The sequence below is a fragment of the Azorhizobium oxalatiphilum genome (assembly GCF_014635325.1).
Taxonomy (GTDB): Bacteria; Pseudomonadota; Alphaproteobacteria; order Rhizobiales; family Xanthobacteraceae; genus Azorhizobium; species Azorhizobium oxalatiphilum.
This window is the reverse complement of record NZ_BMCT01000008.1, coordinates 172,604-190,947: the sequence shown is the minus strand read 5'-3', so window position 1 is coordinate 190,947 and position 18,344 is coordinate 172,604. Positions and strand designations below refer to the sequence as shown.

Below are 18,344 nucleotides of genomic sequence, written 5' to 3'. Positions count from 1 at the left end.
GCAGCGGCCGCAGAACCCAACTGCTCCTACTGGAGCATCCGCTCGAAATTGATGTTGAACAGGCGCGGGTCGGGGCGCTGGGTATAGTTGAGGCGCGAAACCGCGACCGACGTGTCATAGCCCTGCGGATCGGTCACGATCCACTGCCGGAGTTGCATGTCCTTGGCGTCGAACAGGATCAGCAGCTTGTAGGTGCCCATCATCGGCACCTGCTCCTGCATCACCACCGAGATGTACAGATTGTCCTGATAGACCGCGTTCACGTTCGGATTGTTCGCAAGGTCGATGCGGTCGGCCAGCAGGAAACGCAGCGGCGTCTGCGACAAGGGCGTGATGTCCTGCGTGTTCAGCTTGCGGTCGCGCACCGCCACCGACTGGCCGTTGGAGACAAGCTCGATGGTCGCCGGCGCATTGTATTCGAACCGCACCCGGCCCGGCTTCTGCATGTAGAAATCGCCGGTCTTGCGGGTGCCGTCCGCATCCACCTGCACGAAAGTGCCCACCAGCGTCTGCACCGAATTCCAGTAGGCGGAGAGCTTGTCCACGGTCTCCGCGGAGGCCGGTCCGGCCGCGCCCTGAGCCTGCTGAGCGGGGGCAGCGGCCGGCGGACGGGGCGCCGCCGCCTGTGCCGGCGGAGCAAGCGGACGGGGCTGGTCGGCGGAAGCCGGACGCTGGACGGGCAGCGGCACGGCCGCCTGCACCGGCGCCGCAGGAGCGGGCGCTGCGGCAGGCGCAACGGCGGTGGGCGCAACCGGCGCCTGTGGCGCGGCGGCGGGCGCCTGCTGGGCGGGCTGCACGGCGCGCGGTGCCATGGGCACCATGGGCTGCGGCGAGAACAGGAGCGAGCCGGACGAGGTGCTGCCCGAATTGCCCGGCACTTCGCCCGGCGGCAGCAGGATGCCCTGCGCCATCGCCCCCGGCGCGGCGGCCGTGCCGAGGAGAAGGGCAAGCGAGAGAACAAGGCGGCGGGGCATCAGTGACTTCCGGCAGCAGCGCGAATCACGCGTTTCGCGCATCCCCGCTTATACGTCGCTTTCCGGAGATGGTTCCGGACAGGCGGACTGCCCGGCACATCCATCTCCAGTGCTTGGATCATGAACGCCTCGCGGGGCCGGGCAATCCGGTTGCGATACGCTCAGGCAGGATCGGCAGGAGGCGCGCATGCCGGACCTGCCCGGCGCCGACACCCCCGCGACCCTGCATGGCAGGCTTCACTGTCCGGCCCGCAAATGCAAGCCGAACCAAGCGGCTGTAGCGTTTCCCTATGGCGATCCTGTGTCCGCCTGCCGCACCGCACGCGGCCGTGACCACGGAGCGATGCTGCCTCACTCGGCCGCTTCGTCCGCCAGCAGGATCTCGCGCTTGCCTGCATGGTTCGGGGCGCCGACGACGCCTTCCTTCTCCATGCGCTCCACGAGGGTGGCGGCGCGGTTGTAGCCGATCTGCAGGCGGCGCTGGATGTAGGAGGTGGAGCACTTGCGATCGCGCATCACCACGGCCACCGCCTGCGAGTAGAGGTCGCCCCCCTCCTCGCCGAAGGAGCCCTTGTCGAACACCGCGCCGTCCTCGCCGTCCTCGTCCATGTCGGCGGTGACGGCGTCCACGTAATCGGGCACGCCCTGCGCCTTCAGGTGCATCACCACGCGCTCCACCTCCTCGTCGGAGACGAAGGGGCCGTGCACGCGGCTGATGCGGCCGCCGCCGGCCATGTAGAGCATGTCGCCCTGCCCCAGCAGCTGCTCCGCGCCCATCTCGCCGAGAATGGTGCGGCTGTCGATCTTGGACGTGACCTGGAAGGAGATGCGGGTGGGGAAATTGGCCTTGATGGTGCCGGTGATCACGTCCACGGACGGACGCTGCGTCGCCATCACCAGATGGATGCCGGCGGCACGCGCCATCTGGGCAAGACGCTGGATGGCGCCTTCGATGTCCTTGCCGGCGGTGAGCATGAGGTCTGCCATCTCGTCCACGATGACGACGATGTAGGGCAGCGGCCCCAGCTCCATCTCCTCGCGCTCATAGATGGCCTCGCCGGTCTCGTGGTCGAAGCCGGTCTGCACGGTGCGGGCCAGCGATTCCCCGCGCTTGTTGGCGTCGGCGACACGGGCGTTGAAGCCGTCGATGTTGCGCACGCCGAGCTTGGACATCTTCTTGTAGCGGTCCTCCATCTCCCGGACCGCCCACTTCAGCGCCACCACCGCCTTCTTCGGATCGGTGACGACGGGCGCGAGCAGATGCGGGATGCCGTCATAGACGGACAGTTCCAGCATCTTCGGGTCCACCATGATCAGGCGGCACTGGTCCGGGGTCAGCCGGTAGAGCAGCGACAGGATCATGGTGTTGATGGCCACCGACTTGCCCGAGCCGGTGGTGCCCGCCACCAGCAGATGCGGCATGCGGGCGAGATCGACGATCACCGGCTCGCCGCCGATGGTCTTGCCGAGGCCGATGGCGAGCTTTTGGCCGCTGTCGGCGAAATCCTTGGTGGCCAGCAGTTCGCGCAGCAGCACCTTGTCGCGCCGCTGGTTGGGCAGCTCGATGCCGATGGCGTTGCGGCCCGGCACCACGGCCACGCGGGCCGAGATGGCGCTCATGGAGCGGGCGATATCATCGGCAAGGCCGATGACGCGGGACGACTTGATGCCCGGCGCCGGCTCCAGCTCATAGAGCGTGACCACCGGACCGGGACGGACCTGCACGATTTCGCCGCGCACGCCGAAATCCTCCAGCGTGCTTTCCAGCAGCTTGGCGGTCTCCTGCAGCGCCTCGGCGCTCATGGTCGGGCCCTTGGCCGGCGGCGGTGCGCCAAGCAGGGTCAGTTCGGGATGCTGGTAAACGCCACGACGGCCGGGACGGGCGACAGCCACGCGGCGGCTCTGGGCCGGCTTGGCGCGCGGCGGCGGGGCCTCCGCCGGCACATCGTCGTCCTCGTAATCGTCCATTTCGCGGCGGGCGGACATGGGCGGGGCTTCCGCCCGGCCACCGCCGAGGCGCGGCTCAACGCGGCCCGAGGCGCCACGGGCCGGCTCGAACGCCTCCCGCGCCATGGGTTTTCCACGCGGGGTGCGGTGGCCGAACAGGCGGGCACGCAAGGACAGGAAGGTGTGGGTCAGCGCACCGAGCGAGACCAGCGCGCCACGCTCGACCTCCTCGTCCATGGCGTCATAGGGCTGATCTTCCTCGACCGGCTCCTCTTCCACCGTCGTGCTGCGGCAGGCCACATAGAGGCCGCCCACGGCGCAGGCGAGGCCGATGGCCCCCACCACCACGGATTCCAGAAACGCATTGAAGCCGCCGGTGAGCAGCACCAGCAGGCGCGGCACCAGATCGCCCATCACGCCGCCGAGGCCCGTGGGCATGGGCCAGGAGCCGAAGGTGGGGAAGACGCCGAGCACGGCACTGGTGCCGAGCGCACCCAGCGTGAGCGCGGCCACGCGCAATTGCTCGCGGCGCAGGCGCCGGTGGGTGACGAGCCGCCAGCCCCACACCGCCATGGGCAGCACGATGGCGAGCGAGGCGAGGCCGAACAGCTGCATCAGCAGGTCGGCCACCACCGCACCGGGCCGGCCGAGCAGGTTGTTGACCTTGGCGTTGGTGGCGTTGGACAGGCTGGGATCGCCCGCCGACCAGGTGATGAGGGCGGTCAGCGCGAACAGCGCCGCGCCCAGCACGACCACGCCGCAGATTTCGGACGAGCGGCGCCGGATGGCGGCGCGCACGGCCTCCGGGATGAAGTCCATGGTCCCGCCATGCGCACGCACGGCCGCAGCGGATGCGGAACGACGACGGGCGGGCATGAGCGTGCTCTCCTCAGGTCAGACCGGCGACGAGGCGGTTCAGCACCTCTTCGCTGGTGGCGAGATCATGGACCATGGCGACCCGCAGATAGGGGTCGCCGGGATTGGTGCCGTCGGCATCGCGGGACGACAGATAGCCGCCGGGCACGGTGCGCAGCCCCTGCTCCTTCCAGAGCCGGAGCGCAGCCGCTTCGCCGCCGCCCAGTTCCGCGACGTCCAGCCACAGGAAGAAGCCACCCTGCGGCCTGCGATAGCCGAAGCGGTTGCCCAGCATGCGGTCGGCGATGTCGAACTTGGCCTTGTAGAGGTCGCGCGAGGCATCCACGTGCGCTTCGTCGCCCAGCGCGGCCACGGCCACCGCCTGAAGCGGCTCGGGCACCTGCGGCGCGGCGATGCCGCGGAAGGCCAGAAAGTCCTTCAGGAAGTCCGCATCACCGGCCACGAAGCCGCAGCGCAGGCCCGGCAAGGACGAGCGCTTGGACAGGGAATTGAAGCTCAGCACGCCGGAATAGTCGCCCTGCGCCACTTCGAGGATGCCCGTGGGCTTCTCGTCACCGAGATAGATCTCGGAATAGCATTCATCCGCGAACAGATAGGCGCCGTGCGCCCGCGTCATCTCCAGCAGGCGGCTGAGATAGGCGCGCGAGGCCACCGCCCCCTGCGGATTGGCGGGCGATGCGAGGAACACTGCCACCGTGCGCGCCAGCAGCGCGTCGTCCAGCGCGTCGAGGTCCGGGAGCCAGCCGCTCTTCAGCGTCGTGGGCATGGCCACCAGCTCGCAGCCGGCCACTTCGGCGCCCGCGCGATAGGCGGCATAAAGCGGATTGGGCACCAGCATCACCGGCTTGCCGGCGCGGGCCTTCACCCGACGGGCGGCGATGAAGGCGGCATTGACCAACCCCTCGCGGGAGCCGTTCAGCGCCAGCACCTCGCGCTCGGCATCCACCGGACGGGCGAGCTGGTAGCGGCGGCCGAGCCAGCCGGCGACCGCCGCGCGGAATTCCGGCGTGCCTTCCATGCGCGGATACTTGCCGAAGCCGGCAAGCGCACCGGCCAGCACCGGCCCGACGAAATCGGGCTGGGCATGCTGCGGCTCACCCACGGCGGCGCTGAGCGCCGGGCGGCCGGGGGCGATCCCGGCGAGCAGGTCGGCGAGGCGAACGAAGGGCGACCGGCGGTCGTCAGAGGAAGGAGGCACGGATGTCGGCACGGTGTGAGTCATCGGATCAGACCAGACACTGCGGCACACAAGGTTAAGGCCTGCCTAACCCCGGCGTGCACGCGTTAAAGCCATTCCCGCAGAAGCCCGAAGCGGTTTTGCGGAAAGAGTTGCGTCAAAACAGAAACTTGGATCGCCTCCCGCGCGTCGAAGGAAAGCGGAAAGCAATCTAGGGAATAGAGCGGACAAAAGGTCCGGCAGCCCTCAGGCGCCGGCGAGGATGGCGCGCGCGGCGCGGCTGTCCGCATCCATCTGGCGGATCAGGTCTTCGATGCCGTCGAATTTCAGCTCCGGCCGCAGGTAGCCGTGGAAGGACACTTCCACCTCCTTGCCGTACAGATCGCCGGAGAAGTCGAACACATGGACTTCCAGCAGCGCCCGGCCATTGTCGAAGGTAGGGCGGCGGCCATAGCTCGCCACCGCGTCATGGGTGACGCCATCCACCGTGAGCTTCACGGCATAGATGCCGAAGGCCAGCTTGATCTCCGGTGCCAGCGCCAGATTGGCGGTGGGATAGCCCAGATCACGTCCGCGCTTGTCGCCATGGATGACAGTGGCGGACAGGCTCCACGGCCGGCCGAGCATATGGGCGGCATGGCCCACCTGCCCCGCTTCCAGCGCCTTGCGGATGGCGGTGGAGGAGATGGTGTCGCCCGCCTCCAGCATGGCCTCGACCACGCGGACGGGGAAGCCGTGCTGCACGCCCTGGCTTTTGAGAAACTCCGGCGAGCCGGAACGCGCCTTGCCGAAATGGAAGTCGAAGCCCACCGCCGCCCCGGCGATACCGAACGCGCCCACGAGAATGTCGGCCACGAAGGCTTCCGCCGTCAGCGCCGCCAGCGCGCCGTCGAACGGCAGCACGATGGCCCCGTCGAGACCCGCCGCCCGAAGCGCCGCCAGCTTGCCCGGCTCGGGCGTGAGACGGAACAGGGCCACGTCCGGCTGGAAGAAGGAGCGCGGGTGCGGCTCGAAGGTGAGCGCCAGCGTCGGCCGTCCCAGTTCCTTGCCGAGCGCGAGGCCGGCGGCCAGCACCGCCTGATGGCCGCGATGCACGCCGTCGAAATTGCCGATGGCCAGCACCGGACGCGCCAGAGCTTCCGGCAGCGCGGTGACGCCATTGACGATCGTGAAGGAAGAGGAGGACATCGGCAGTGAGGGGCCGGCACAGGATGAGGTGCGTCACACTTGCCCCGGCCCGCCGCCCCCGTCAAGCACGGGCGCGGGCCGGACGGGGTGGCGCGCCTTACGTTACCAGGAGAGGCGCGGCATCACCGCGCGCGGCGAGGGACCGTCAGCGAACAGCTTCGCCACCGCATCCATGTCGGGCGGCGCGCCATGCTCGGAGGCAAGCTCCACCGCATGGATGCCGCTGGAGATGAACAGGCCGTCGAAGCCCGCGCCCGCCGCGCCGATGATGTCGGTGCGCAGCGCATCGCCGATGGCGAGCACGCGCTTCGGCGCCGGCACCGGGCGGCCCATGGCCTCCAGGCGCTTGAGCGCCTCCGCATAGACCGGCGCGTGCGGCTTGCCGCAATAGACACTCGATCCGCCCAGCTCGTCATAGAGCTGCGCCAGCGCGCCGGCGCAGTAGATCAGCCGGTCGCCACGCTCGACCACCAGGTCGGGATTGGCACAGATGAAGGGCAGGTCGCGGGCGCGCATGCCGGTGAGCATGTCGCGATAGTCTTCCGGGGTCTCCACCTCGTCATTGAGCAGGCCGGTGCAGACCACGAGGTCCGCCTCCGGCAGGTCGGTGACGGTCACGTCCAGCCCGTCATAGGTGCCCAGATCCCGCGACGGGCCGAGATGGAAGATGCGCGCGCCCGGCCGGGCGGCGAGCACGGCGCGGGTGACGTCTCCCGAGGTGACGATGCCGTCATAGGCGGTGCGCGGCACGCCCATGCCGTCCAGCATCTTGGCCACGAAGGCGTTGGGGCGCGGGGCGTTGGAGACCAGCAGCACGGTGAGGCCCGCGTCCCGGGCGCGGGTCAGCGCGTCGCCGGTGGCCGGAAAGGCGGAGATGCCGTTATGGATCACGCCCCAGACGTCGCACAGGATGAGATCGTAGTCGGACACGATCTCAGAGAGGCCGGACAAGAGCGGCGGGGCGACGGCCATGAACAACTCCGGTTACGGGGGCACGTGATGATCGGCCGTCAGGTGCCACGCCCCGCCTTCCGCCACAAGGGCCAAAGGCGGGCAGCGGCCCCGCGCGGCACGCGCACTTACCCGGCTCAGGGTTTTTCCGGCAGCGCCGTCACGAGGTCACGGAAGGCGTTTCCGCGCACCTCGAAGTTCGGATACTGGTCGAAGCTGGCGCAGGCCGGCGACAGCAGCACTACCGGGTGCTCCACGCCGGCCGCCGCCGCATCCCGTGCTGCGGTGGCGACGGCCTGATCCAGCGTGACCGACATCTCATAGGGTACCTGATCGCCTAACGTGACGGCGAAATCCGCCGCCGCCTGCCCGATCAGATAGGCCTTCCGCACACGCGGGAAGAAAGGCTTGAGCGGATTGATGCCACCGGCCTTGGGCACACCACCGGCGATCCAGAACACATGCTCGAAGCTTGCCAGCGCGCGCTCGGCGGCATCCGCATTGGTGGCCTTGCTGTCGTTGACGAACAGCACCTTGCCGCGCGTGCCCACCTGCTCCATGCGATGGGCGAGGCCGGGGAACTTGCCCATGCCCACCGCGATCACCTCATAGGCGAGGCCCAGCGCATGGGCGGAGGCGAGCGCGGCGGCGGCGTTCTGCGCATTGTGGGTGCCGCGCAGGGAGCCGATGCCCTTCAGCGACAGGCGGAACACCTCGGCGGCGCCCTCGCTGACCACCAGCGTGTCGCCATCCAGCCAGATGCCGTCCGCCAGTGGGCGCTTCACCGAGATGCGGATCACATGCTGGCCGCGCTGTTCGGCGCGGTCGGCCATGGCGGCGGAGAAATCGTCGTCCACGCCCACCACCGCCGTGCCACCGGGCTGTACGCCCGCGATCAGGCGCTCCTTGATGGCGGCATAGTTCTCGATGGTGCCGTGGCGGTCGAGATGGTCGGGGGTGATGTTGAGATGCACGCCCACCGCCGGGTCGAGGCCGGGCGCGAGGTCGATCTGGTAGGAGGAGCATTCCACCACATGCACCCGCCCGGTCTTGGGGGGCTCCAGCGACAGGATGGCGGTGCCGATATTGCCGCCCATCTGCACATCGCGCCCGCCCACCTTCATCAGATGGGCGATCAGCGCCGTGGTGGTGGACTTGCCGTTGGTGCCGGTGATGGCGACGAAGGCCGAGCCGGGCATGTGCGCCCTGCGCTCGCGGCAGAACAGCTCGATGTCGCCGATGATCTCGACGTTCGCTGCCTTGGCAAGCTCCACCGTCCAATTGGGCTTGGGATGGGTCAGCGGCACGCCCGGCGCCAGCACCAGCGCGGCGAACCCGCTCCAGTCTTCCGCGCGCAAATCCCGCACGGCGATGCCGGCGGCCTCAGCCTTGGCCCGTCCCGCCTCGCCGTCATCCCACGCCACCACCTCGGCCCCGCCCGCCACCAGAGCCTGCGCCGTGGCGAGGCCGGAGCCTCCGAGGCCGAACACCGCAACCTTGCGGCCCTTGAACGTGCTGACGGGGATCATGAGACCGAACATCCACTTGATTTCAGGCCGCGCCGCTTCCGGCGCGAAGCGGCCGGAGCATAGACTCTTGCGCGCCGCCGTCGAGTTGCGAGGATGACGCTCTCCCCACCATGCGCCGGTCGCATTTGGCAGGCAGGTGAGAATCGCGGCATTGCAGCCGCCGAGACCAAAAGTTCAGGGAAACCCCATGGCCGACATGTCCGCAGCAATTGCCCACATCATCGCCGGCGAGATCGCCGCGAAGCCCGCGCAGGTCACGGCGGCTGTGGGTCTGCTGGACGAAGGCGCCACCGTTCCCTTCATCGCCCGCTACCGCAAGGAAGTGACTGGCGGCCTCGATGACACCCAGCTGCGCACGCTGGAAGAACGGCTCGGCTACCTGCGCGAGCTGGAAGCCCGCCGCGCCAGCGTCACCCAGTCCATCGACAGCCAGGGCAAGCTCACCGATGAGCTGGCCGCCAAGCTGCGCGCGGCCTCCACGAAAGCCGAGCTGGAAGACCTGTACCTCCCCTTCAAGCCCAAGCGCCGCACCAAGGCCGAGATCGCCCGCGAGCGCGGCCTCGGGCCGCTGGCGGATGCCATCCTCGCCGACCGCGCCAAGGAGCCCTCCGCCCTCGCCCAGAGCTACCTCAAGGACGAGGTGCCGGACGTGAAGACGGCGCTCGACGGCGCCCGCGACATCCTTGTCGAAATGTTCGCCGAGAATGCCGACCTCGTGGGCCGGCTGCGCGGCCATCTGCGCGCCAATGCCCGCATCGTCGCCAAGCTGGTGGCGGGCAAGGAAGAGGCCGGCGCCAAGTTCCGCGACTATTTCGACCATTGGGAGAAATGGGCCAACGTGCCCAGCCATCGCGCGCTGGCCATGCTGCGCGGGCGCAACGAGGAAATCCTCAGCCTCGACATCGAGGTGGACTGGGATGACACCTCCCCCGTGAAGCCGGTGGAGCGGATGATCGCCGCTTCCGTCAATGTCGGCCCCGCCGGCGGCGGCCCGGGCGATGCCTTCCTGCGCGACGTGGCCCGCTGGGCATGGCGGGTGAAGCTCTCGCTGCACCTGACCATCGACCTCATGACCGCCATGACCGAGAAGGCGGAAGAGGAAGCCATCCGCGTCTTCGCCCGCAATCTCAAGGACCTGCTGCTGGCCGCGCCTGCCGGCTCGCGCAACACCATCGGCCTCGATCCCGGCATCCGCACCGGCGTGAAGGTGGCGGTGGTGGACGGCACCGGCAAGGTGCTGGAAACCTCCACCATCTACCCCTTCCAGCCGCGCAATGATCTGGCCGGCGCGAGCGCGGAACTGGCCCACCTCATCGGCAAGCACAAGGCGGACCTGATCGCCATCGGCAACGGCACCGCCAGCCGCGAGACCGAGAAGCTGGCCGCCGACGTGATCGCCCGCCTCACCGGCCCGAAGCCGCGCACGGTGGTGGTGAGCGAGGCCGGCGCCTCGGTCTATTCCGCCTCCGCACTTGCGGCGGCGGAAATGCCGGACCTCGACGTGTCGCTACGCGGCGCCGTCTCCATCGCCCGCCGCCTGCAGGACCCGCTGGCGGAACTGGTGAAGATCGAGCCCAAATCCATCGGCGTCGGCCAGTATCAGCACGACGTGGATCAGGGTCGCCTCGCGAAAAGCCTCGATGCGGTGGTGGAAGACGCAGTGAATGCGGTGGGCGTGGACCTCAACACCGCCTCCGCGCCCCTGCTCTCGCGCATCTCCGGTCTTGGCCCGTCGCTGGCGGACGCCATCGTCACCCATCGCAACACGGTCGGCGCCTTCGCCAACCGCAAGGAGTTGCTGAAGGTCGCCCGCCTCGGCCCGCGTACCTATGAGCTGTGCGCCGGCTTCCTGCGCATCACCGGCGGCTCGGAGCCGCTGGATGCCTCCAGCGTGCATCCGGAAGCTTATGGGCTGGCGAAAAAGATCATCTCCGCCTGCGGCCGCGACATCCGCAGCCTCATGGGCGACAGCGCCACGCTCAAGGGCCTGAACCCGGCCACCTTCGTGGACGAGCGCTTCGGCCTGCCCACCGTGCGCGACATTCTCTCGGAACTGGAGAAGCCGGCCCGCGATCCGCGCCCGGAATTCAAGACCGCCACCTTCATGGAGGGCGTGAACACGCTCTCGGATCTCAAACCCGGCATGCTGCTGGAAGGCACGGTCACGAACGTGGCCGCCTTCGGTGCCTTCGTGGACGTGGGCGTGCATCAGGACGGGCTGGTGCATGTCTCCGCGCTGGCGGATCGCTTCGTGAAGGACCCGCACGAGGTGGTCAAAGCCGGCGACATCGTGAAGGTGCGCGTGGTGGAGGTGGATGTGCAGAGGAAGCGCATCGCTTTGTCCATGCGCAAGGATGGCGGCGAGGCTCGCCCCGCCGGTGGCGGCGGTGGTCGCCCGCAGGGCGCACCCGCCGGCCGGCCCCAGGGCAATTTCGCGCAGAAGCCGAACAATGACCGGCGCGCCCCGCCTCCGGGCAAGGGCGGCGCGGGCGGTGGTGATGCCGGTGGCGCGCTCGCAGCCGCGCTGGCGGAAGCCATGAAGCGCAGGGGCAACTGAGGCCGGAGCGGAGAGGGCACAGCCCTCTCCGTTCCCTTTGTCCAGTTCAGCCTTTGCGGCGGCGCAGCCCGGCCAGCGCGGTTTCGATCAGACCAGTCGGCCGTGCCTGCGCCTCACGCAATTGCGCGGCGAGCGCATCCCGTTCGTGCGCACCTTCGGCAATCCGGCGGGTGAGATCCGCCTGCACCGCTTCCGCCGCCCTTCGGGCTTCGGCTTCGGCGGATGCCTGCGCCGCGCGTAGCTCTTCGATTTCACGCGCCTGCGCCGCCTGCCCGGCGGCGGCAGCGGCACGCTCCGCATCGAGCTGCCCCAGATGGGCCGTTGCGGCATCGCGCGCCTCGGCCGCCTGCGCCTCGGCCGCGGCCACGGCCTGCGTCAGCTCGGCCTCCCGCGCGGCCCGCGCTTCGGCTTCGGCGGCGGCGGCCGCCACCTGTGCTTCCATGCGTGCGGCCTCTGCCTGCGCGGCGGCGAGCTGGGTGGCCAACGCATCGCGCTCGGCCGAGACCCCGGCCAGTTGATGCACCCGCACGGCAAAATCATTCTTCTCGCTATGAAGCTGGGCGATAGCCTGCGCCTGCGCATCACGCTCGGCCGTCACCGCGACACGCCCCTGCTCGGCTGCTTCCGCCTGACCGCGCAGGGCGTCCAGCGCCTTGCCGTGAACGCTACGGGCGCGGCCGGTGTAGAAATCGTGGCGCTCCCATTCCGCCAGCGCCGCATCCGTCAGCCCCTCGACGAAATCCGCGCCCGCCCGCGAACCGCAGCCCGCCCGGATCATCTTGGTGAACTGCGCCATCGCATCGCAGACCTCCCGCCGGTCCGAGGCCTTCAACGCCACATAATCGAAACTCTCCTTCACATCGGAGAGGTCCATGGGCGCCCCGGTCCAGCGGCTGAGCACATGCTCGGCTTCATGCCGTGCGTTCGCATCCGCCGCCAGCAGGCTGGTGTCGAGCACGAAGTCGGAGGCCTCGTAGGCGCAGGCATAGAGATGAAGGTGCAGCAGCAGGAAGGCCTGGAACATGCGCGCATCGTCCGGCGCGAACGTCCGCTCGCTGGTGAAATCATCCACCAGCGCCAGGAAGGGATCGTGCCGCGATGCCTTGAGGGTCCAGTCCACGGTCTGCATGAAATAGAGATTGCCGGCCGCCGCCTGCCCGCCATAGGAGCCCCACTGGTGGAACAGATTGCGGACGCAGAGCACGCTGCGGCCGCCGAATTCCGCCTTCAGCGCCGCCGCGCGGCCGAGCATGCGGGTGCAGCTCAGGAGCGGCACCTTGCCCATGGCGCGGCCGGCGCCGATCAGCAGGTCCACATAATCGCGCTCATCCTGCGTCAGCACGCCATCGCGCGGCATCAGGCTGTCGAAGGCCATGCTGTGGCTGTAGCCACGCACGCCGTTTTCCGCCTTCAGCAGCGGCAGGAATTCGATGAAATAGGGTGCCGAGACCGGATGGCGTGCATCCCAGCTCGTATAATTCACATTCGCCGCCGAAGCGGAGTTCAGATAGCCGAGATGCTCGTTGAAGATCTCGTAATAGGCGACCACGCTCGGCGCCTGCCGGAACTTCTGCCACAGCCAGGTGCTGGAGGTGCGGAAGCTGGACACAAGGAAGATCGGTGCAAGGTCGGGCACCGCGACGGGCAGCGGGTTCACCTCCGCAGCCCGCAGCAGGCCGCGCTCGTTCAGCGCCAGATCCCGTGCCGCCTGCTGTATGAGGCTCTGTCCGCTTGTGCTTCGCTCCCCGCCGGCTTCCGGTTTCCCCACCATGCGCAATCCCCGCCTTTTCTTCTACCCGAGCGCCCCGTGAGACCCTGTGCGCTTTCACGCGAGAATGACGCAACGCAGAGCGACCCGCGAAGCGCACCGGGTATCAACCGCTTACTCCATATCACGTCTCCGTGAGGTATTTCGGGCTCGAAAGGCACGGAGGCCCGGCGGCGTGCCGCCGGGCACGCATCAGGCCCTCAACCGCGCTGCATGCCAGGCGACATGCTCCGCCATGTAGCTGGAGATGAAGAAGTAGGAATGGTCATAGCCCTCGCGCAGGGTGAGCGTGAGGGGGATGCCCGCCGCTTTGCAGGCCTCTTCCAGCAGACCCGGGCGCAGGCCCGTGGTCAGGAAGGGATCGGCCGAGCCCTGATCCACCAGGAATTCGGGGAAGCGGGCACCGTCCGCGATCAGGCTGGTGGCGTCATAGGCCCGCCACGTCGCCTCGTCCGGCCCCAGATACTTCTCGAACGCCGGCTTCGACCAACCCGCCGTGGAGGGCTGGACGATGGGCGCGAAGGCCGAGCAGCTCTTGAAGCGGCCGGGGTTCTTCAGCGCCAGCGTAAGCGCCCCGTGGCCACCCATGGAATGACCGAAGATGGACTGCCGGCTCATGTCGGCGCGGAAGTTCTTCGCCACCAGCGCCGGCAGTTCGTCCCGCACATAGGTCGCCATCTGATAGTTGGCGGCATAGGGCTCCTGCGTGGCATCCACATAGAAGCCGGCACCGCAGCCGAACTGCCAGTTGTCCGGCTCGTCCGGCACGTCGGGGCCGCGCGGCGAGGTGTCGGGGCAGACGATCATGACGCCGTGCTCGGCAGCCGCCGCCCGGTACTCGCCCTTCTCCATGACGTTCGCATGGGTGCAGGTGAGGCCGGACAGATACCAGAGCACGGGCACCGGCCCGCGCTCCGCCTGCGGCGGCACGAAGACGGCAAAGGTCATCTGCGTCTTCGTGGCTTCGGACAGGTGGCGGTAGACGCCCTGCACACCGCCGTGGGATTTGGCCGTGGAGAGCGTTTCCATCAGTAGATCACCACAGAGCGGATGGACTTGCCCTCGTGCATCAGGTCGAAGGCGGTGTTGATCTCGTCGAGCGGCATGGTGTGGGTGATCAGATCATCGATGTTGATCTTGCCCTCCATGTACCAGTCCACGATCTTCGGCACGTCGGTGCGGCCGCGCGCGCCACCGAAGGCGGTGCCGCGCCAGTTGCGGCCGGTGACGAGCTGGAACGGACGGGTGGAGATCTCCGCGCCCGCCGGCGCCACGCCGATGACGATGGAGGTGCCCCAGCCGCGATGGCAGGATTCCAGCGCCTGCCGCATCACGTTGACGTTGCCGGTGCAGTCGAAGGTGAAGTCGGCGCCGCCATCGGTCAGATCCTGGATCGCCTGCACCACCTTGTCGGAGCCCACCTCCAGCGGATTGATGAAGTCGGTCATGCCGAACTTGCGGGCGATCTCCTGACGGGCCGGATTGATATCGACGCCGATGATCTTGTCCGCGCCCACCATGCGGGCGCCCTGCAGCACGTTGAGGCCGATGCCGCCGAGGCCGAACACCACCACGTTCGCGCCTGGCCACACCTTGCCGGTGTAGACCACGGCGCCGATGCCCGTGGTGACGCCGCAGCCGATGTAGCAAATCTTGTCGAAGGGAGCGTCCTCGCGCACCTTCGCCAGCGCGATCTCCGGCAGCACGGTGAAGTTCGAGAAGGTCGAGCAGCCCATGTAGTGGAAGATCTCGCCGCCATCGCACGAGAAGCGCGTGGTGCGGTCGGGCATCAGGCCCTGGCCCTGCGTGGCGCGGATCGAGGTGCACAGGTTCGAGCGCTGCGACAGGCAGGTTTTGCACTGCCGGCACTCGGGCGTGTAGAGCGGGATCACGTGGTCGCCGACCTTCAGCGAGGTCACGCCCGGCCCCACTTCGCGCACGATGCCCGCGCCCTCATGGCCGAGGATCGCCGGGAACTTGCCCTCGGAATCCAAACCATCCAGCGTATAGGCATCCGTGTGGCAGACGCCGGTGGCCATGATTTCCACCAGCACCTCGCCGGCCTTCGGGCCGCCGATCTCGATGGTCTCGATGGTCAGCGGCTTCTTGGCTTCCCAAGCGACGGCGGCACGCGATTTCATGGCAGACCTCATGGCTCGGCCACGGCCGGGGCCATGGCGTAGAAAATTGGCTCGTCCACGGCGGGGGCCGTGACTGTCAGACAGATAACGGGCGAGGGCAGACTATTCCGCCGCTTCGCCTTGCGGAATGGGAGAATTGGAGGCCGGCGGCGCATTCGGATCGCCGGGCGCGGTTTCCCACGCCAGCCCCGGAATGGCGATGATGCGCTTGCCCCGCCCATCGGTGCGACTGACGATCGCCCCCTGCTCTTCCATATAGGCGAGCAGGCGCCGGGCGCGGCCGGCCGAGCGGCTGCCATAGGCATGGGCGACGCCGGCATCGGACGGGCAAGGCTTGCCGTCATGGGCAGCGCGGGCCAGCACCAGGAACACGCTCTGCATGTCCTCGGGCAGTTGGCCGGCCATGGTGATGACCTCGCCCCAGGGCGAATCTTCCTTCTCCAGCTCGCCGCTGTCGATGCCCGCATGGGCGATGGCGAGGCGGCGGCGGAAGGCCCGCAGGCTGAGCGGCTCGCCGGTGATGCGGCGGATGCGGCAGCGGACGAGGAAATCCTGATAGAGCACCGCCGCCGTGCGGAACCCCGCCTCGGGATCGGTGAGGATTTCCTTCAGCGCATTGTCGATGGCCTCCTGCCGCTCCTCCGGGCTCATGGCCGGGACGGCGGGGCCGGTCTCGCGCGGCGGCTCGCGGGTGGCGCGGGCGAGCTGGGACAGGATGTTCTCGGTGGGCACCGGGGCCGGCGTGCGGCGCGGGGGCGGCGGCAGGCGCGTCTCTTCATCCGGCGCGGCGGTGAAGATGAGGTCCTGCATGTCTTCCGGCGTCACCGCCTCGGGCAGCGGCATCAGCTTGGGCGTCACCGAGCGGGCGCCGGTCTCCACCGAACCGATCTTCACCGGCAAGGGCCGGCGCGAGACGGCCGGGCCGAGGGCGACGAAATGGCCGGCCTGCAGATCGCGGAACATCTCCGCCTGCCGGCGTTCCATGCCCAGCAGATCGGCCGCGCGGGCCATGTCGATGTCGAGGAAGGTGCGGCCCATGAGGAAGTTGGACGCTTCCGCCGCCACGTTCTTCGCCAGCTTGGCGAGGCGCTGGGTGGCGATGATGCCGGCAAGGCCACGCTTGCGGCCGCGGCACATGAGATTGGTCATGGCACCCAGCGACGCCTTGCGGGTGTCATCCGACACCTCGCCGCCGACGGCGGGGGCGAAGAGCTGCGCCTCGTCCACCACCACCAGCATGGGATACCAATGGTCGCGGTCGGCATCGAACAGGCCGCCGAGGAAGGCGGCGGCGGCGCGCATCTGCTGCTCGCTGTCGAGGCCCTCCATGTCGAGGACCACGGAAACGCGATGCTGGCGCACGCGGCTCGCCACCCGGTGGAGGTCGGCCTCGTTGCGGGCGGCGTCCACGACCACATGGCCATACTTCTCGGCCAGCGAGACAAAATCGCCTTCCGGGTCGATGACCGCCTGCTGCACCCACGGCGCGCTCTGCTCCAGCAGGCGGCGCAGGAGGTGGGACTTGCCGGAGCCGGAATTGCCCTGCACGAGCAGGCGGGTCGCCAGAAGCTCCTCAAGGTCCATGGGGACCGGGGCCGGCGCGCCCTGACTGGCCAGACCAAGATCGATAGAAACCTTCATCGGCCTTGATCCTCACCCGCCGCAGCGGTCCTTCCTGGAAAACGTTGCAGAGACGGATTCACGGATCGGATAAATCCGATCCGGCTCTGGAGACGCGAGGGTCCAGTCATAGCGATTCGCCCCCGCGTTTCAACCGACGCCGGTGCATGGCGGAACCGCATACAGCACGATCAGGTGCGATGCCGGTCGGGGTGGTGGAACAGCAACACCACAACCACAGACGACAGCGAGAGCCCGGCCATGAGCAGGAAGGCATCGGTGAAGGAGCCGCGAATATCCAGCACCCAGCCGGTCAGCGTCGGGGCGAGGAAGCCGGAGATCGCGAAGGCGAAATCCATGATGCCCAGAGCGGACGCAGCCCGCTGCGGGGCCACATCCACATTCACCGCATAGAAAGCGGCGTTCGGCCCCATGGACGCGGCCACCGCGATGGAAATCCAGAAGATGCCCATCCACAGATCGTGGGTGAAGGCCACGGGGATCACCGCCAGCGCCGCGATGAGCTGCGAGCCCGCGATCAGATAGGACCGCGCCACGCGCAGCCGGCCGGTCTTCTTCAGCAGATAGTCCGACCAGTGGCTCATGGCCCAGAGCGAGACGGCAGCGCAAAGCCAGGGCGCAACGGTGAACAGGCCCACGTCCTCCAGATTGAGGCCGTACACGCCGCCGCCCTCGATCTTCAGATACGAGGGCAGCCAGGTCATGAAGAAGAACAGGAAATAGCCGAACACGAAGAAGGCCCAGTAATTGGCCAGCAGGGTCGGATTGGTGATGAGCGCCTTGCCCAGCCCCTCCCGCTTGGACAGCGTCGGCTTGGCCGGCGCCGCATCCGGTGTGCGGATATGGGCAAGTTCCGCCTCATTGACGAAGCGCGACTGGCTGGGATCGTTGCGGAAGAAAATCCACCACAGCGGCACCCAGACCACGGAAGCGAGGAACAGGATGGCGAAGGTGGCGCGCCATTCGAACCATGCCAGCAGATGCGTGACGATGGGGCCGCCGATGGCGAGCGCGATGGGTACCGCTACCAGCGCATAGCCGAAGGCGGCGACACGCTCATGCGGGGCCAGCCAGTGCTTCACCGCGCCGGTCAGCGCCGGAAAGTTCGGCCCCTCCGACACGCCCAGCAGCACGCGGGCGAACATGAGCGAGAGAAAGCCGCCGGCCAGTGCCGTGGCGCCGATGGAGATGCTCCACAGCACGGCGGCGATGGTGAGGATGAGGCGCGCGCCATAGCGATCCACCGCGAAGCCGCCGATGAGCGTCGTCACCGCATAGCCGACGCCGAAGGCGCCGAGGATGGCGCCGGACGCGCCCTTCGACAGGCCGAAGGTCTGCTCGATATCGGTGATGGCGTAGGAGATCGCCGCCCGGTCGATATAGTTCACCACGGTGATGGTGAAGAGCAGGAAAATGACGAACCAACGGTATCTCGTCGCGGCCATGCTTCTGTTCCCCTGCTCCCGCGAAATTCCCGGCCAAGGTAGAGCCCTAACGGGATGACGCAACTACTGTTTTCGACCCGCCAGCGGGTTGTCGGCGAGGCCGAGGCGTAGACGTGGCGGCTTGCCTCATGCTTGTGTGCCGCTCATCCC

Annotated in this window: 12 protein-coding genes; 1 reads left to right on the top strand and 11 read right to left on the bottom strand. The window is 68.4% G+C overall.

Features of this window, described 5'->3' with window-relative positions:
* Nucleotides 1–26: 26 nt before the first annotated feature.
* From IEW24_RS22715 to murD, 6 genes are all read right to left on the bottom strand, one after another.
* Nucleotides 27–974 carry a LolA family protein gene (locus IEW24_RS22715; protein WP_244644616.1) on the bottom strand — a complete coding sequence of 316 codons (948 nt, stop codon included), beginning with the start codon at nt 972–974 and terminating at the stop codon, nt 27–29.
* Between the two features lie 351 nt (nt 975–1,325).
* Entirely contained in the window at nt 1,326–3,740 is a 2,415-nt protein-coding gene (locus IEW24_RS22710) for a DNA translocase FtsK (RefSeq protein ID WP_244644631.1), read from the bottom strand.
* Nucleotides 3,741–3,810: 70 nt separating this feature from the next.
* Nucleotides 3,811–5,019: an aminotransferase class I/II-fold pyridoxal phosphate-dependent enzyme gene (locus tag IEW24_RS22705; RefSeq protein WP_188582965.1), complete on the bottom strand. Its 1,209-nt coding sequence runs from the start codon at nt 5,017–5,019 to the stop codon at nt 3,811–3,813.
* Nucleotides 5,020–5,220: 201 nt separating this feature from the next.
* Entirely contained in the window at nt 5,221–6,162 is a 942-nt protein-coding gene (locus IEW24_RS22700) for a bifunctional riboflavin kinase/FAD synthetase (protein ID WP_188582963.1), read from the bottom strand.
* Between the two features lie 102 nt (nt 6,163–6,264).
* On the bottom strand, nt 6,265–7,134 hold the full coding sequence (locus IEW24_RS22695; RefSeq protein ID WP_188582961.1) for a TIGR01459 family HAD-type hydrolase: 870 nt from the start codon (nt 7,132–7,134) through the stop codon (nt 6,265–6,267).
* A gap of 116 nt (nt 7,135–7,250) precedes the next feature.
* Complete coding sequence (gene murD, locus IEW24_RS22690; RefSeq protein ID WP_188582959.1) at nt 7,251–8,642, bottom strand: UDP-N-acetylmuramoyl-L-alanine--D-glutamate ligase; 1,392 nt, start codon at nt 8,640–8,642, stop codon at nt 7,251–7,253.
* A 187-nt stretch (nt 8,643–8,829) separates the two neighbouring features.
* On the opposite strand from murD, the gene IEW24_RS22685 reads away from it, so the two are divergent.
* On the top strand, nt 8,830–11,199 hold the full coding sequence (locus IEW24_RS22685) for a Tex family protein (RefSeq protein WP_188582957.1): 2,370 nt from the start codon (nt 8,830–8,832) through the stop codon (nt 11,197–11,199).
* Nucleotides 11,200–11,245: 46 nt separating this feature from the next.
* On the opposite strand, the gene IEW24_RS22680 is transcribed toward IEW24_RS22685, so the two are convergent.
* The 5 genes from IEW24_RS22680 to IEW24_RS22660 form a co-directional block, all read right to left on the bottom strand.
* A complete protein-coding gene (locus IEW24_RS22680; protein WP_188582955.1) occupies nt 11,246–12,970 on the bottom strand; it encodes a hypothetical protein in 1,725 nt (574 codons plus the stop codon).
* 189 nt (nt 12,971–13,159) lie between these two features.
* On the bottom strand, nt 13,160–13,996 hold the full coding sequence (fghA, locus tag IEW24_RS22675) for an S-formylglutathione hydrolase (RefSeq protein WP_188582953.1): 837 nt from the start codon (nt 13,994–13,996) through the stop codon (nt 13,160–13,162).
* Complete coding sequence (locus IEW24_RS22670) at nt 13,996–15,108, bottom strand: S-(hydroxymethyl)glutathione dehydrogenase/class III alcohol dehydrogenase (RefSeq protein WP_188582951.1); 1,113 nt, start codon at nt 15,106–15,108, stop codon at nt 13,996–13,998. The genes fghA and IEW24_RS22670 overlap by 1 nt, the downstream gene beginning before the upstream one ends.
* A gap of 102 nt (nt 15,109–15,210) precedes the next feature.
* Nucleotides 15,211–16,749 carry a helicase HerA domain-containing protein gene (locus tag IEW24_RS22665; protein WP_188582949.1) on the bottom strand — a complete coding sequence of 513 codons (1,539 nt, stop codon included), beginning with the start codon at nt 16,747–16,749 and terminating at the stop codon, nt 15,211–15,213.
* Nucleotides 16,750–16,919: 170 nt separating this feature from the next.
* Complete coding sequence (locus IEW24_RS22660; protein ID WP_188582947.1) at nt 16,920–18,194, bottom strand: MFS transporter; 1,275 nt, start codon at nt 18,192–18,194, stop codon at nt 16,920–16,922.
* Between the last annotated feature and the right edge of the window lie 150 nt (nt 18,195–18,344).

Bases quoted from the DNA above. Each gene is read 5' to 3' on its own strand.
- IEW24_RS22685 (WP_188582957.1), top strand. From the start codon at position 8,830: ATGGCCGACATGTCCGCAGCAATTGCCCACATCATCGCCGGCGAGATC.
- IEW24_RS22680 (WP_188582955.1), bottom strand. From the start codon at position 12,970: ATGGTGGGGAAACCGGAAGCCGGCGGGGAGCGAAGCACAAGCGGACAG.
- IEW24_RS22715 (WP_244644616.1), bottom strand. From the start codon at position 974: ATGCCCCGCCGCCTTGTTCTCTCGCTTGCCCTTCTCCTCGGCACGGCC.
- IEW24_RS22700 (WP_188582963.1), bottom strand. From the start codon at position 6,162: ATGTCCTCCTCTTCCTTCACGATCGTCAATGGCGTCACCGCGCTGCCG.
- IEW24_RS22660 (WP_188582947.1), bottom strand. From the start codon at position 18,194: ATGGCCGCGACGAGATACCGTTGGTTCGTCATTTTCCTGCTCTTCACC.
- murD (WP_188582959.1), bottom strand. From the start codon at position 8,642: ATGATCCCCGTCAGCACGTTCAAGGGCCGCAAGGTTGCGGTGTTCGGC.
- IEW24_RS22670 (WP_188582951.1), bottom strand. From the start codon at position 15,108: ATGAAATCGCGTGCCGCCGTCGCTTGGGAAGCCAAGAAGCCGCTGACC.
- IEW24_RS22665 (WP_188582949.1), bottom strand. From the start codon at position 16,749: ATGAAGGTTTCTATCGATCTTGGTCTGGCCAGTCAGGGCGCGCCGGCC.
- IEW24_RS22710 (WP_244644631.1), bottom strand. From the start codon at position 3,740: ATGGACTTCATCCCGGAGGCCGTGCGCGCCGCCATCCGGCGCCGCTCG.
- fghA (WP_188582953.1), bottom strand. From the start codon at position 13,996: ATGGAAACGCTCTCCACGGCCAAATCCCACGGCGGTGTGCAGGGCGTC.
- IEW24_RS22705 (WP_188582965.1), bottom strand. From the start codon at position 5,019: ATGACTCACACCGTGCCGACATCCGTGCCTCCTTCCTCTGACGACCGC.
- IEW24_RS22695 (WP_188582961.1), bottom strand. From the start codon at position 7,134: ATGGCCGTCGCCCCGCCGCTCTTGTCCGGCCTCTCTGAGATCGTGTCC.